Source organism: Patulibacter americanus DSM 16676 (assembly GCF_000420025.1).
GTDB classification, from domain to species: domain Bacteria; phylum Actinomycetota; class Thermoleophilia; order Solirubrobacterales; family Solirubrobacteraceae; genus Patulibacter; species Patulibacter americanus.
The window spans coordinates 372,365-386,751 of record NZ_ATUD01000001.1 but is presented as its reverse complement, the minus strand read 5'-3'; the positions used below and the strand labels follow the sequence as shown (position 1 = coordinate 386,751).

General features: G+C 75.8%; 14 protein-coding genes. 8 read left to right on the top strand and 6 right to left on the bottom strand.

The window, feature by feature from the left end; translation table 11 throughout:
* The first annotated feature begins 137 nt into the window (after positions 1-137).
* Both F593_RS0101875 and F593_RS0101870 read left to right on the top strand, forming a co-directional pair.
* Entirely contained in the window at positions 138-911 is a 774-nt protein-coding gene (locus F593_RS0101875) for a hypothetical protein (RefSeq protein ID WP_022927064.1), read from the top strand.
* Positions 912-1,114: 203 nt separating this feature from the next.
* Positions 1,115-1,876 carry an isocitrate lyase/PEP mutase family protein gene (locus F593_RS0101870; RefSeq protein ID WP_022927063.1) on the top strand — a complete coding sequence of 254 codons (762 nt, stop codon included), beginning with the start codon at positions 1,115-1,117 and terminating at the stop codon, positions 1,874-1,876.
* An 89-nt stretch (positions 1,877-1,965) separates the two neighbouring features.
* Here the strand turns inward: F593_RS0101870 and F593_RS0101865 are convergent, their stop codons facing one another.
* Entirely contained in the window at positions 1,966-2,529 is a 564-nt protein-coding gene (locus tag F593_RS0101865) for a TetR/AcrR family transcriptional regulator (protein WP_157251484.1), read from the bottom strand.
* A gap of 55 nt (positions 2,530-2,584) precedes the next feature.
* Between F593_RS0101865 and F593_RS21645 the strand changes: the two genes are divergently transcribed.
* Entirely contained in the window at positions 2,585-4,390 is a 1,806-nt protein-coding gene (locus F593_RS21645) for an ABC transporter ATP-binding protein (RefSeq protein WP_022927061.1), read from the top strand.
* 3 nt (positions 4,391-4,393) lie between these two features.
* Here F593_RS21645 and F593_RS21640 read toward each other — a convergent pair whose 3' ends face one another.
* Positions 4,394-4,858: a YunG family protein gene (locus tag F593_RS21640; RefSeq protein WP_022927060.1), complete on the bottom strand. Its 465-nt coding sequence runs from the start codon at positions 4,856-4,858 to the stop codon at positions 4,394-4,396.
* Positions 4,859-4,996: 138 nt separating this feature from the next.
* Between F593_RS21640 and F593_RS27605 the strand changes: the two genes are divergently transcribed.
* From F593_RS27605 to F593_RS21630, 3 genes are read left to right on the top strand one after another with little or no spacing between them, the layout of a single operon-like run.
* Positions 4,997-5,767: a TetR/AcrR family transcriptional regulator gene (locus F593_RS27605; RefSeq protein WP_342672884.1), complete on the top strand. Its 771-nt coding sequence runs from the start codon at positions 4,997-4,999 to the stop codon at positions 5,765-5,767.
* Positions 5,745-6,914 (top strand): acyl-CoA dehydrogenase family protein, encoded by a 1,170-nt coding sequence (locus tag F593_RS0101845; RefSeq protein ID WP_022927058.1) that lies wholly within the window; start codon positions 5,745-5,747, stop codon positions 6,912-6,914. Before F593_RS27605 ends, F593_RS0101845 begins: the two co-directional genes overlap by 23 nt.
* 11 nt (positions 6,915-6,925) lie before the next feature.
* Entirely contained in the window at positions 6,926-8,023 is a 1,098-nt protein-coding gene (locus F593_RS21630) for an acyl-CoA dehydrogenase family protein (RefSeq protein ID WP_022927057.1), read from the top strand.
* Between the two features lie 143 nt (positions 8,024-8,166).
* Here F593_RS21630 and F593_RS31025 read toward each other — a convergent pair whose 3' ends face one another.
* From F593_RS31025 to F593_RS21615, 3 genes are all read right to left on the bottom strand, one after another.
* Positions 8,167-9,231, bottom strand: a complete 1,065-nt coding sequence (locus F593_RS31025; RefSeq protein ID WP_022927056.1) for a GGDEF domain-containing protein — start codon at positions 9,229-9,231, stop codon at positions 8,167-8,169.
* A 153-nt stretch (positions 9,232-9,384) separates the two neighbouring features.
* Entirely contained in the window at positions 9,385-10,383 is a 999-nt protein-coding gene (locus F593_RS21620) for a LysR family transcriptional regulator (protein ID WP_022927055.1), read from the bottom strand.
* A gap of 82 nt (positions 10,384-10,465) precedes the next feature.
* Complete coding sequence (locus tag F593_RS21615; RefSeq protein ID WP_022927054.1) at positions 10,466-11,395, bottom strand: LysR family transcriptional regulator; 930 nt, start codon at positions 11,393-11,395, stop codon at positions 10,466-10,468.
* Positions 11,396-11,572: 177 nt separating this feature from the next.
* On the opposite strand from F593_RS21615, the gene F593_RS0101820 reads away from it, so the two are divergent.
* Together F593_RS0101820 and F593_RS0101815 are read left to right on the top strand one after the other, a co-directional pair.
* Positions 11,573-12,016 carry a hypothetical protein gene (locus F593_RS0101820; RefSeq protein WP_022927053.1) on the top strand — a complete coding sequence of 148 codons (444 nt, stop codon included), beginning with the start codon at positions 11,573-11,575 and terminating at the stop codon, positions 12,014-12,016.
* Positions 12,017-12,322: 306 nt separating this feature from the next.
* The gene (locus F593_RS0101815; RefSeq protein ID WP_022927052.1) at positions 12,323-13,237 is read left to right on the top strand and encodes a phosphoribosylaminoimidazolesuccinocarboxamide synthase; all 915 of its coding nucleotides are present in this window, start codon (positions 12,323-12,325) and stop codon (positions 13,235-13,237) included.
* Here F593_RS0101815 and F593_RS21610 read toward each other — a convergent pair.
* Positions 13,171-14,271: a LysR family transcriptional regulator gene (locus F593_RS21610; RefSeq protein ID WP_022927051.1), complete on the bottom strand. Its 1,101-nt coding sequence runs from the start codon at positions 14,269-14,271 to the stop codon at positions 13,171-13,173. The genes F593_RS0101815 and F593_RS21610 overlap by 67 nt on opposite strands.
* Positions 14,272-14,387 lie beyond the last annotated feature (116 nt).

Here is a 14,387-nt window from a genome sequence, read left to right as displayed (position 1 = left end):
GCCCGTCACGGTGCCGCGCCCCGGTTCCGGAAGCGCCGTCCGCACGAGTATCGAGACAGAACCTGGACACGCGTTTCCTGCGTCCTACCGGGGGTATCGACGGCCCCACACCCCCGTCGGACACCCGAAGGACTGACATGACCCACACGCACGACACGCGTACCGACTCCGACCTGCTCGACAGCATGGAGCAGGTCCTCGAGGACTCCCCCGCCCGCCAGAGCCGGCGCGCGCTGATGGCCAAGGCCGGCGGCCTGGTGGCCGCGGGCACCGCCCTCGCCGTTCCCGGCGTGGCGCAGGCCGCGCCGTCCAGCCGCAGCTCGATCGCCTCGGTCCTCGCGACCTTCGAGGCGTTCGGCGTCACGCTCCTGACCGAGGCCGTCAAGCGCGCCCCGGGCACCCCGTCCGCGCAGTTCGCGGACGTCGTGAAGGCCGCGAACACCACGGAGTTCGTCCACCTTCAGGCGCTCCGGGGCCGCGGCGCACGGCCGCTGACGACGAAGTTCTGGATCCCCAGCGCGGTCCTCGACGGCGGCGCGGCGCTGTTCAACGCCGTGGCGATGCAGGAGGAGGTCGAGATCTCGGCCTACCTCGTAGGCGTGACCGAGGCGACGCGCAATCGCGACGCGAAGGGTGCCCGTCTGTACGCCGAGGCGCTGGGCACCGAGGCCGAGCACCGTGTGCTCGCCCGCTTCGCCCGCGACACGATCGACGGGACGAAGGAGGTCCCGAACAACCGGGGCTTCGAGGCGTTCAAGCAGAAGAGCGCCCGCTCGGCCCTGCGGGCCACCGAGGCGCTCGGCGTCGGCTTCGGCGAGAAGTCCGACGCGCCGGGCGCGTTCTTCACGTTCCCGGGCGATCCGCGCAAGAACGGCACGGGCTCGCCCGTCGCCACCCCGCGCCCCTCGTAGGGGCGGGCTCCGTCGGCCGGGGACTCCCGGCCGACGGGCGTCGCCCCGGCGCCGCCGGGGCGGCCCCGCCGGCCCGGCGCCGCTGACCCGGCCGTCCGCCGCGCTGGGAGGACGCGGCGGGCGGCCCGGTCAGCGGCCCTGCGGCCGGGGTCGAAGCGGCCCGGTGACAGACTGGGGACCGCACCCCACCCCGAGGAGTCCCCATGGCCCACGACGAGACGATCCGGCGCGCGCAGCGCCTGAAGGACCTGCACGGGGGCGAGCGACCGCTCGTCCTCCCCACGGTGTGGGACGCGTGGTCCGCCCGCCTCGCTGCCGACGCCGGGTTCTCCGCGCTCACGATCGGCAGCCACCCGCTCGCGGAGTCGCGCGGCGCCGAGGACCACGAGGGCCAGACGCTCGACGAGGTCCTCACGGCCGTCCGGCCGATCATCGCGGCCGTGGACGTCCCGGTCTCCGTCGACCTCGAGGCCGGCTACGGCGCCGACCCCGCGGAGCTCATGGCCGGGCTGATCGAGGCCGGCGGCGCGGGCCTGAACATCGAGGACACGGTGCACTCCGAGGGCGGCCGGCTGCGCACCACGGAGGAGCACGCGGCGTACGTCGGCGGGCTCCGCGCCGCGGCGGACGACGCCAGCGTGCCGATCGTCGTCAACGGGCGGACCGACCTGTTCGCACACGCCGGCGAGGACCGCGCGGGCGCACTCGACGAGGCGATCGCGCGGCTCCAGGCCCTCGTCGCAGCCGGCGCCGACACGGTCTACCCCGTCAGGATCCAGGACGACGACGACCTGATCGCCGCCGTCGTCGGTGCCCTGTCCGTCCCCGTCAACATCACCGCGCACCCCGAGAAGCACACGCTCGAGCGGCTCCGGGGGCTCGGCGTCGGCCGCGTGACCTACGGGCCGCTGCTCCAGGCGGCCCTCGCGGACCACACCCGCGAGCTGCTCGCCCGCTGGCGCTGACCCCCCGCAGGCCCCGCGCCGCCCCCCCCTCTCTCGGAACGGTCTGCCGCCCTCGCGCGTGGGCGCGTCGGGGCGGGGGGAGCGGGGACCTAGGGGGAGATCGCCTTGCGCAGGCTCAGCAGGCAGAGGTCGAGGGCCTCGTGCCGCGGGACGTCGCGCTCGCGCGCGAAGCTCCAGGCCGCGTAGAGGACCGTCCACAGCAGGTGCTCGATCCAGGCGCTCGTGAGGTCGGCGCCGATGCTGCCGTCCGCCTGCCCGCGCGCGACGGTGTCGGACAGCCCGCGCCCGGCGTCCTCGTCCATGCACGCCCAGTCCTCCTCCCGGATCTCGACGATCCCGGAGAAGAGGAGCGTCAGCGCGGGCCCGAGCTCGAAGTACTCGCGGCAGAGCCGGGCGAGCGCGTCCTGCGCGGGCCCGCGGTCGAGCCCGGCCCGGCGGGTGGCGGCAAGGATCTCGTCCATCACGGCGACCGTCACCGCCGCGAGCAGCTCGGAACGCTCGCCGAAGTAGCGGTGGACCGTCGTCCGGCTGACCTGCGCGGCGGCGGCGACGTCGGCGAGCGACGCGCCGGGGTCCTGTGCGAGGGCCACGACCGCCGCGGACACGATCTCGCGTCGCGTGCGGGCGCGGGCCCCGGACTCCGTCGTGGTCATCGCCACGATGGTACTCGCCCCCACAGGATGTGACACCGGTGTTACATTGCGGACCATGAGCGCTCCACAGCAGGCCGCCGCGGTTCAGGAGGGCTCCGGCGGGCGGTCCGGCGGCCGCTTCCCCCGTCTCGCGGTGCTCTGGAGCTTCGCGGTGCCCCACCGCCGGGCGCTCGGGCTCGGGTTCCTGCTGGCCCTCGGCGGGTCGGCGACGGCGTTGGCCAGCCCGCTCGTGACGAAGTGGGTGCTCGACGCGCTCGCGACCTCGGGGTCGCTGCTGCAGCCCGTCCTCGTGCTCGCCGCCATGACCGTCGTCGGGGCCGGCCTGTCCTTCGGCCAGTGGGTGGTGCTCGGCACGGTCGGGGAGCAGATCGTGCTCGAGGCCCGGCGCTCGATCGTCGACCGCTACGTGCGGGCGCGCATCGGGGCGATCACGGCCCGGCCGGCGGGCGAGCTCGTCACGCGCGTCACCTCGGACACGCTGCTGTTGCGGCAGGCCGCGTCCTCCAGCCTCATCGGCATCGTCAACGGTCTGGTGGTGCTCGTCGGCAGCCTGATCCTGATGGGGGTGCTCGACCTCGTGCTGCTCAGCACCACGTTCGTCGCGCTCTCGATCGTCACCGTGCTGTTCCTCGTCCTGATGCCGGGGATCGCCCGGGCGCAGCAGCAGGCGCAGGAGCACGTGGGGCACCTCGGGGGCACCCTCGAGGGGGCGCTGCGCGCGGTCCGCACGGTCAAGGCGAGCCGCGCGGAGGCCCGGATCGCCGCGCGCATCGGCGCGGACGCCGACATCTCCGCGGAGTTCGGCATCCGGGCGGTGCGCCGCGAGGCCATCGCCTGGACGATCGCCTGGGGCGGCCTGCAGGTCGCGATCATCACGATCCTCGGCCTCGGCGCGTGGCGCGTGAGCGAGGGGACGATGGAGGTCTCGAGCCTGATCGCGTTTCTGCTCTACGCGTTCGGCCTGATGGGGCCGATCATGGAGCTGACGCAGAACATCACGGCGCTGCAGTCGGGGTTCGCCGCGGCGGAGCGGATCCGCGAGGTCGAGGCGCTCGAGGTCGAGGAGCATGCCCTCGTCCCGGCGCCCGCGCGGACCGGCGTCGACGACGGGACCGGGCCGATCCTGCGGCTGCGGGGCGTGACCGCGGCCTACGGCCCGGACGCCGCGCCCGCCGTCTCGGGCGTCGACCTGACGATCCCGCGGCGCGGCCACGTCGCCGTGGTCGGCCCGTCGGGCGCAGGCAAGACGACGGTGATGTCGCTCGTGCTGCGGTTCCTCGAGCCCCAGGCGGGCGAGATCCTGCTGGACGGCGTGCCGTACTCCGCGCTGACCCACGACGACGTGCGGCGTCGGATGGCCTACGTCGAGCAGGAGTCCCCGGTGGTGCCGGGCACGATCCGCGAGAACCTGACGTTCTCCGAGCCGGGCACGAGCGACGAGGACCTGCACCGGGTGCTCGCCGAGGTCCAGCTCGACGGCCTGGTGGCCGAGCTGCCCGACGGCCTCGACACGCCGCTCTCGGCCACCTCGGTCTCCGGCGGCCAGCGGCAGCGGATCGCCTTGGCCCGCGCGATCCTCGGCGCCCCGGAGCTGCTGCTGCTCGACGAGGCGACGGCCCAGGTCGACGCGCTGACGGAGGCGGCGATCCACCGCTGCATCCAGGACCGGGCGGGCCGCGGCGCGGTGCTGACGATCGCCCACCGGCTCTCCACGGTCGTCGACGCCGACGAGATCGTCGTGCTCGACGCCGGTCGGGTGCGGGCGCGCGGCACCCACGCGGAGCTGCTCGAGGCCGACGAGCTCTACCGCGGGTTCATCGAGGCGCTGCGGATCGGCGTGCAGCCGGCGCCCCGCACCTAGCGCCTAACGCCAGTGGCCCTCGGGCGCGACGGCGTCCTGCCCCGGTGCGGAGGGCGGCTCGGGCAGCTCGATCGGCACGCCGAGCAGACGCGAGACCCGCTCCGCCAGGAGGTGCGCGCGGCGGGGATCACCGTCGATGACGGGCTCCGTGACGATCTCGGGGCCGAGCTGCTCGCCGTCGAGGAACTGGTCGAACGCGAAGTCCACCTGCTCACCCGAGGGCAGCACGTTCCACGCGTGGCCGTCCGGCGTGCGCTCGCCGTCCCGGTCGAGCACCGTCGCGATGACGATGTCGCCGCCGTAGAGCGCGCGGATGACGAGCGCCGAGACCGCGCACTGGCCCAGCGCGGGATTCTCGGGTGTCCACCCCTCGGGATCGTCGGAGGTCTCCATGGACCACGACGCGCGGAGGGCCTGCTCCACGTCGGCGAGGGCCGGGAGGTCGTTCGTGGGGGCGTCGGCGACCATCACGCCATGTTCACACGATCGCCACGGGTTCGCGTGCGGCGTCGGTCACGGAGTGGCGGCCGGGTGTACGCGAGTACGACCTGTGGATGACGGGAGCCGTACTTGCGGGGTATCCGTCCGTACCCATAGGGTACGGCCATCGTCGTCCGGTCCCTCCTCGCCGACCACCCCGCGCTCGCGGCGGGCCCCGCGGCCGCCCCGGGGCGGGTCCGCCTGCTCGACGCCGCCGCCCGCGTGGTCGGGCGCGAGGGCTTCGCGCGTACGACGGTGGCCGACGTCGTCCGGGCCGCCGGCGTGTCGCGCTCGACCTTCTACGCGGAGTTCGCCGGCAAGGAGGAGCTCTTCGTGCAGAGCTACCGCCACCACGGCGAGGTCCTCGCCGCCCGGATCGACGCGGCCGTCGCCGCCGCCTCGGGCTGGCGGGAGGAGCTGCGCACCGGGATGGAGGCCTACCTCGGCGCGCTGGCGGCGGATCCGGACCTCGCCCGCGCGTACCTCCTCGAGGTGCCCCTCGCCGGCGCGGCGGCCCTCGCCGCCCGCGACGCGACCATCGCCGCCTACGCCGAGCGCTACCGGGCGACCTTCCGGCACGCCCGCCGTGAGGACCCGTCGCTGCCGGAGCCGCCGCAGGACGCCCTGCGCCTGCTCTGCTTCGGCACGGAGCAGCTCGCCGCCGAGCGCGTCCGCGCGGGCCGCACCGCCGCGCTGCCCGAGCTGGCCGACGTCTTCGTGGCGTGCGCCGTGGCGCTCCTGCGCGCGGGCGAGGACGTGCCGCCCGCCGCCGCGACCACGTCGCCCGTGGCGGCCACCGCGTCGCCCGCCGTGGCCGCCGCCGGCGCGACGCCCACCCCCTTCACCCCGAGAACCGACGACGAGGAGCAGCGCCGTGGACCTGACCTTCACCCCTGAGCAGCTCGCCTTCCGCGACGAGCTGCGCACCTGGCTGCGCGAGCACGGCCCGGAGGGCGCCCTGACGCCCGAGCCCCGAGACGAGGACGAGCAGTGGGAGTGGCGCCGCGCGTGGCAGCGCACGCTCCACGCCGGCCGCTGGGCCGGCGTGCACTGGCCGACCGAGGTCGGCGGCCGCGGCGCGACGCTCTCCGAGACCGCGATCTTCTTCGAGGAGCTCGGCCGCTCCGGCGCGCCGCTGCCCGCCGACGTGCTGGGCATCCTCCTCGCCGGCCCGACCCTCATGGTCTGGGGCGACGACGCGCAGAAGGACCGCCTGCTGCCCACGATCCTGTCGGCCGACGAGACGTGGTGCCAGGGCTTCTCCGAGCCCGACGCCGGCTCGGACTTCGGCGCCGTGAAGACGCGCGCGGTGCGCGAGAACCCGGACGACCCCGAGTCGGACTGGCTCGTCACGGGCCAGAAGGTCTGGACCTCGGGTGCCCAGTACGCGAAGTGGTGCATGCTCGTCGCCCGCACGGACGACACGGCGGGCGCGAAGAAGCACGCGGGTCTCACGTACTTCGTGCTCGACATGGAGCAGGCCGCCGTCGACGTCCGCCCGCTCGTGCAGATCACGGGCTCGCCGGAGTTCAACGAGCTCTTCCTCGACGACGCCCGGATCCCGAACTCCATGGTGGTCGGCGGCGTCGGCAACGGCTGGAAGGTCGCGCTCACCACGCTCATGAACGAGCGCGCCGGCCTGGCGTTCTTCCTCCAGGTCCGCCTGCGCCAGCAGCTCGACAAGCTCGTCGCCGCGGCAAAGAGGAACGGCTCGGTCGACGACCCGATCGTGGCCGACCGCCTCGCCGACCTGCACGTGCGCACCGAGGCGCTGCGGCTCATGGCCTGGAAGGGCTTGACCGCGATCGAGCAGTACGGCCAGCCCGGCCCCGAGGGGTCCCTGACGAAGTGGCTGTGGAGCGAGACGAACCAGCTGCTCGTGCAGCTCGCCGTCGACGTCGTGGGCGCGGACGCCCTGACGATGGAGGACTCGTGGGGCTTCGAGCTGCTGCGCGCCCGGGGCAACTCCATCGAGGGCGGCACCACCGAGATCCAGAAGAACATCATCGCCGAGCGCGTGCTCGGCCTTCCCCGCGCCCGCTAGGAGCCAGCCAGATGCGATTCGAACTGTCCGAGGACCAGCAGGAGATCCAGGGCGCGGCGCGCGAGCTGCTCGCGGGGCGCTCGAGCTTCGCGCAGGTGCGCGCGGTCGTGGAGGAGCAGGACGCCGAGCCGACGGGCATGCCCGACCTCTCGAAGGTGCCCGGCGAGGACGCCGGCCTCTGGAAGGAGCTCGGCGAGCTGGGCTGGACCGGCATCGCCGTCCCGGAGGACCACGGCGGCCAGGGGCTCGGCCTCATCGAGCTCGTGACGATCACGGAGGAGCTCGGCTACGCCGTGGCCGCCGTCCCGTTCCTCGGCTCGACGACGGCGGCGCTCGTGATCCAGCACGAGGGCTCGGACGAGCAGCGGGAGGACTGGCTCGGCCACCTCGCGTCGGGCGAGCTGCGCGGCGCGACGACGCTCACCGGCGACAAGGTCCCCGTCCCCGGCGCGGCCGAGGGCAGCCTGGTCGTCGTCGCCGACGCCCACGGCGGCCCGGCGGCGCTCTACGGCCCGGGCTCCGGCGTCGTCGAGCCCGTGACGGCCATCGACCCGACGCGCGGCCACGGTCGCGTGCCGATCGCCGGCCTGGACCCGGAGGAGGAGCTCGACGGCCGCGGCGAGTGGCTCGGCGGCACCGTCACCCCGGCCGGCCCCGGCTTCGACCGCGCCGCGATCGTCGTGGCGGCCGAGCTCGTGGGCGTCATGCAGCGCGCGCTCGACATGACCGTGTCCTACGTGAAGGACCGCAAGCAGTTCGGTGTGCCCGTCGGTTCCTTCCAGGCCGTCCAGCACGGCGCCGCGCAGATGCTCCGCGACGTCACGATGGCGCGCGTCCTGACCTACAACGCCGCGTGGGTCGCCGACCACGGCGACCCCGCCGAGGTCCGCGTGGCCGCGTCGATGGCGAAGGCCGCGGCCTCCGAGGCCGGCCGCACGGTCACCTCGGCCGCGATCCAGCTGCACGGCGGCATCGGGTTCACGTGGGAGGCCGACGTCCACTGGCTCATGAAGCGCGCCCAGATCGACGCGGCACTGCTCGGCGGCGCGGGACACCACCGCCGGCGCGTGGCGGGGCAGGTCGTCGCGGGGAACGTCCCCGCGGCCTGAGGGCGCGGGCGCGCCGCCGGGGTGCGACGCGCCGAGGCGCCGGGCGTCGACCCGCGGGTGTGGACCCGCGGGTGTGGACCCGCGGAGCCGCCGTCGGCAGCGGCGTCGCGGTCGGACGGCCCGGGTCCGGGACCCGCCCGCGCTCAGGCCGGCGCGGGATCCGCGTCCGAAGCCTGCGCGCGATCGCGAACGGGTCGGCGGCCGACGCCGCTCCGCCCGTCCACGCGCACGGGGGCGTCGAGCGGCGGCGGCACTACGGCGTCCCGCGGCGGGGGACCGGCGAGGCCGTCGGAGGGCGGCACGTCGTCAGCGGGGCGGCCCGCCAGGCCGTCCAGGCCGACGGGCGTCGCGGCCAGGCGCCGGGCGGGCCGGGCGTCGAGCGCCGCCCGGGCGAGCACGCGCCGGGCGTCGTCGCCCGGGCCCGCGATCGTGCGGCCGACGGAGACGTCGACCCCGTCGTGGTCCCCCAGACGGGCCCGCCAGCCCGCCGTCACGGTGACGGCCAGGCGCGCGAGGGCGGCGGCGTCGTGGTCGGGCAGCAGGACGACGAAGTGATCCAGGCCGTAGCGGCCCGTGACCGCCGGGGCGGCGAAGAGCTGGTCCACCAGGGTCGCCGTCTGGCGCAGCACGCTGTCGCGGGCGCCGGAGAGCCGCGGCGCGGTCGCCGGGTCGTGGCCGTGGAGCCGGACGACGAGCACGCCGACGCTGTGGGCGACGAGCAGCTCCTCGAGCCGCCGCTGCAGCAGCCGCCGGTTGGCGAGGCCCGTGACCTCGTCGTGGCTGGCGGCGTGCTCGAGCGCCCGTTCCGCGAGCCGACGCTGCGTGATGTCGGTGTGCACGATGAGGGCTCCGACGCCGTCCATCTGCAGCGCCGTCGCACGCATGTCGAACCACCGCAGCTCGTCAGGCGAGTGGCACGGGTACTCCGCGCGGAAGACGTCCTGCTCGCCCCGCAGCACCGCGCGCAGGCCCGCGGCGATCCGCCGCGCCTCCGGGTCCTCGCCGGCCTCGGTCGCGGCGATGTAGTCCATGCCGGGCCAGGCGCCGCCCGCCCAGCCGTTCTGCGCCGCGAACGTGCGCCAGGCGCGGTTGACGTGCAGGAGCCGACCTTCGGGGTCGAGCAGCGTCACGTGGTCGTCCATGGCGTCCAGCGCATCGCGGAGGACGGCGACCGTGGGGTCACCGTCGGGAAGGGGCGGGCGGGTCATGGACGAGAGCAGCGCCCAGGGGGAAGGGGCGCGAAGGGACGCGGCACCTCCGATCGATACCCCGGCCACGGGGGCCCCATGCGCCGAAGAGGACAGATGATGGGTGCCTGTCCACCCAGCCGGGGGAGGAGGTCGGCGGGATCGGCGCCGGCGCTACCCGGAGGTCGTGCCGGCCTGGGCCACGTCGGTGGCCTCGCCGACCGCACCCGCGGCGGCACCCGCAGCCTCGGCCGCCGGCGTGACCTCCTCGGCCAGCCAGCGCCACAGCTGCCGGGCCGGCTCACGCCCGCCGCCCGGCACGGACCCACGCGGCCGACGGCGGACGGCCCGCAGCTCGCGGCGCAGGTCCGCGCCGCGCACGGGGCGGATCGCGAGCGAGCCGGCCTCGACCTCGTGCGCGACCGCGAGGGGGGAGAGCAGCGAGAAGCCGTCGCCGCCGGCCACGGAGCGCTTCACCGTCTCCAGGCTCTGCGCCTCGAGTGCCGGGTCGAGCGTCACGCCTACTGCGGCCAGGGCGTCCTCGGCCACGGTGCGCGTGCCCGACGCCGGCTCGCGCGTGAGGTACGGCTCGCGGGGCAGCTCACGGGCCGAGATCGTCCGTCGCGAGGCCCAGCGGTGCGACGTCGCGACGACCACGACGAGCTCGTCGCGGCCGACGAGCAGGCTCTCGACGCCGTGGACGTCGCCGCCGTGCTCCACGAACCCGAGGTCGGCCTCGCCCTCGCGCACCGCCTCGAGGACGGCGGGGGAGTTCGCGATCCGCATCGTCGCGTGGCTCGCCCCGCCCGACCGCCGGTACGCCGCGAGCCAGTCCGGCAGCAGGTACTCGCCGACGGTGTGGCTGGCGGTGATCCGCAGCGTCTCGTGGCGCGCGGCGCGCTCGGCCCGGACGAGCTCCGTCGCCCGGCGCAGCGTCTCGAGCGCCCGGCGCGCCTCGGGGTACAGTGCGCCGCCCGCCGGCGTCGGGCGCACGCCGAACCGCCCGCGCTCGAGCAGCAGGCTGCCGAGCTGCGACTCCAGCCGCGCGATGCGCTTCGTGACCGCGGACTGGGTCAGGTCCAGCGCGTCGGCGGCGCCGCCCATCGTCCCCGCCTCGATGGCGGCGACGAAGGCCTCCAGGTCGTGCGTCGAGGGCAGGAGAGGGCGCTCCATCCCGACCATCATATGCCTGGCCGGAATGGGCCCCTGGGGCGTGGCTCACGCGCCAGGGGCCGTGGCGGCCACGGCGTCGGACTCAGCCGCGCGCGAAGCTCGCGGTGCCGCGCACCGCGCCGTAGGCCGACGCGGCGTCGGCCAGCGCCGTGACCATCGCGTCGTTGACGGCCGAGCCCGACTGCGTGTCGAGCGTCATGGCGACGATCCGCCGCACCGGGCGGGCGTCGAGGGGGCGGATCACGACGTCGGCACGCTTGCCGCTCAGGGCCAGCTCGGGGATCATCGCCGCGGCCAGGCCGGCGGCGACGAGGCCGAGCGCGGCGCCGTAGTCGTCGACGACGTAGGCGCGGTTGGGCGTGAAGCCCCGCATCTCGCAGGCCATGAGCATGACCTCGCAGTCCGGGCAGGTCTGGGGCGAGCCGATGATGAGCGGCTCGCCGGCCAGCGCGGCGACGGGCACCTCGTCCAGGTCGGCCAGCGGGTGGTCCGGCGGCAGGGCGATGAGGAACGGGTCGTCGACGAGCGGGTGTGCGCGGAAGCCGGCGGGCGGCCCGGGCGCCAGGCTGAGGCTGGTGACGGCGACGTCCAGGGTGCCCTGGCGGAGCAGCTCGACGGCGGGCCCCGGCTCGACGAGCTCGAACTTCACCTGCACGTCCGGGTGCCGATCGCCGAACGCCCGCAGGCCCGACGGGACGAACGACGCCACGGTGCTCGGGAAGGCGGAGATCCGCACCCGGCCGCCGCGGAGCGTCGCGATGGCCTCCATCTCGGCGTGGGCCGCGTCGACGCGGGCGAGGATGTCCTCGGCGTGGCGCAGCAGCGCCTCTCCGGCCGCCGTCAGCCGGGCCCCGCGCGGCGTGCGCTCCACGAGCGGCTGGGCCGCTTGACGCTCGAGCATCGCGAGCTGGCGCGACACGGCGGGCTGCGTGTAGTCCAAGGCGTCGGCCGCGGCGGAGATCGATCCCCGGCGGGCGACTTCGCGGAGGACGCGGAGGTGGAGGAGTTCCATGGGCCCTTCGAGGCTAGACCCCCCGGGGGGCCCCGTCCATGCGCGGATCGCATGGCCGCCATGCGCTGGACGGGGACCCCGCTCCGTGCATGCCCCCCATGTCCAGGTGCGATGGAGAATCGAGGCCGCAGGGGCCAGGGTTGCGGTCACCGGATCACCCGGCGAAAGGACCCCACCATGAGCCCCACCCCCGACCACCGTCATCCCGCCCCGCCGTCGGCCCCCGTCGACGCCTACCTGCGCGGCGTCGACCGCCGCAGCGAGCTGCGGGCAGCGCTCCTGACCGGCCGGCCGCAGGATCCGCACGCCCCGTTCGAGCTGCGGCCCGCGACCGAGGCCGACCTGGCCGCCGTCCGCGGCGTCGCCGGGCGCGACAGCTCCGTCGTGCCCGACGGCCCGCTGCTGCTCGCCGAGGTCGCCGGCATCGTCATCGCGGCGATCGGCCTGGAGAACCGGCGCGTCGTCGCGGACCCGTTCTGGCCGACGGCCCGGGCCGTGGACGCGCTGCAGGCCGCGGCGGCCGAGCACAGCCCGTGGCCCTCGCGCCTGGCGCGGCTGCGCACCGCGCTCGGGGCGACCCGGCCCGCCCGTCGCCAGGCGCGGGCGTCGGCCCGTCCGTGAGCGCGGCCGCGAACGGCCCCCGCGCCCCGAGCGAGCGGGCGGCGACGGGCGAGCCGGACGAGCCGTCCCGTCGCGGTCGGTGCCGACCCCGTGGTGGTCGGCACCGACGACCACCGCGCACGTCCGGGCGTGCGGCCGCGTTCCCGTCGCCCGCGTCCGCGCGGACGACGGGAAGGCGGTCGCGTCGCTGGGAACGTTGCGACCGCCGCCCCGGCGGCGCGGGAGGGTCGCGATCGCACCTCCCGCGCCGCCGGCGGTTCCTTCCGGGACCGGCCGGGCGAGCACCCCTCGGGTACCCTCCTGCGCGTGAGCACGCTGGACACCCTGCCCCTCGTCGCCCGCGGCAAGGTCCGCGATCTCTACGACCTGGGGCCCGATCGCCTGCTGCTCGTCGCGAGCGACCGCGTGTCGACCTACGACGTGGTCCACCCCAACAGCATCCCGGGGAAGGGCGCCGTGCTGACGGGGCTCTCCGCGTTCTGGTTCGGGCAGACGGGCCACATCGTGCCCAACCACGTCATCTCCTACACGGACGGCGTGCCGGACGAGGCCCGCGGCCGCGGCGTCGTCGTCAAGCGGCTGCGGATGCTCCCGCTCGAGGCCGTCGTCCGCGGGCACATCACCGGTGGCGGCTGGAAGGACTACCAGGAGACGGGGAGCGTCTCGGGCATCGAGCTGCCGGCCGGCCTGAAGGAGAGCCAGGAGCTGCCCGTCCCGATCTTCACCCCGTCGACGAAGGCGGCCGAGGGGCACGACGAGGCGATCGACTTCGCCACCGCCGCCGAGCTGCTGAACCCGTTCGCGCCGGACGGCGACGGCGACGCGCTGGCCACCCGCGTGCGCGAGGCGTCCGTCGCGCTCTACCGCCACGCCCACGAGCACGCCCGCTCGCGCGGCGTCATCCTGGCCGACACGAAGTTCGAGTTCGGCCTCGATCCCGAGACGGGCCAGCTGCTGCTCGGCGACGAGGCGCTCACGCCCGACTCCTCCCGCTACTGGCCGGCGGACAGCTTCGCGGTCGGGTCGACGCCGCCCTCCTTCGACAAGCAGTTCGTCCGCGACTGGGCCGTCGCCTCCGGCTGGGACAAGACCCCGCCGGCGCCCGCGATCCCGGACGACGTCGTCGCGGGCACCCGCGAGCGCTACGCCGAGGCCTACGAGCGGATCACGGGCGAGCCGCTGTCCGCCTGGTACGAGCGCACGGGCGTCACCGCCGTCTGAGTCCGGCGCTGCGACGCGGCGGTGGTCCTCGCCGCGCCGGACCCCGGACGCGCGCCGGACGACCGGTCGACGCCGGCCGACCCGCCCACGCCGGACGACCCGCCCACGCCGGCCGACTCGCCCGGGCCGACCGGTACGACGGGCGAGCGCCACGCCCCGGCCGTGGTCGCCAGCTCCTCGAGCAGCGCGTCGCGCGCCGGTCGCGCCGGGGCGTCGCGCGGCACGAGGGCCACCACCCGCCGCTTCAGCGGGTGGGCGAAGGGCCGCAGCACGACGTCGTCCCGCAGCGCCGGCAGCCCCATCTCCGGCAGCGCCGCCACGCCCACGCCGGCGGCGACGAGCCCCTGGGTGGTGTTCGGGTCGTCGCAGTGCGCGGCCACGCGGGGGACGAACCCGTGCGCGGCGCACGCGTCGAGCACGAGCTCGCGGTCGGCGCAGAGCGTGGTCGACGTCAACACGAACGGCTCCTCCCGCAGCGCCTCGAACGCGACCTCGTCGCGGCCGGCCAGGCGGTGGCCCGCCGGCAGCACGCACCACATCGGGTCCTCGCGCAACGGGTGCACGCGGGCGTCGGGAAACGTCCAGGTCGTCGCGTTGGTGAGCGCGACGTCGAGGCGGTCGCCGCGCAGCGCGGCGTCACCGACCCGGGCCTCGCCGAGGCGCAGCTCCACCCCGACGTCCGGGATCCGCCGCCGCAGCGCGCCGATCGCGTCGGGCACGAACGACGCGATCGCGGTCTGGAACCCGAGGATCCGCAGGGGGCGCTCCTCGTCGTCGCCCAGGCTGTCGAGATCGGCGCGCGCGCCCTCGAGCTCGGTCAGGACGGCCTCGGCCCGCCGCAGCAGGACCTCGCCGGGGCGGGTCAGCCTGGTGCCGCGCGCCGTGCGCTCGACGAGGGGTCGGCCCGCGGAGCGCTCGAGCGCGGCGAGCTGCCGCGAGATCGCGGGCTGGGTGTAGTCCAGGGCGTCCGCGGCGGCGGAGATCGAGCCGCACCGGGCGACCTCGCGAAGGACCCGCAGGCCGAGGAGATCCATCCGGACGACCGTACCTGCTCGGGCCGGCCCCGTCGCATGCCGGCTCGGCATGGGGGTGCGGGATCGCGCTGGAGAACGTGTCCGCACGCCGTCAGCGTGGGGCACCCAGACCCGAG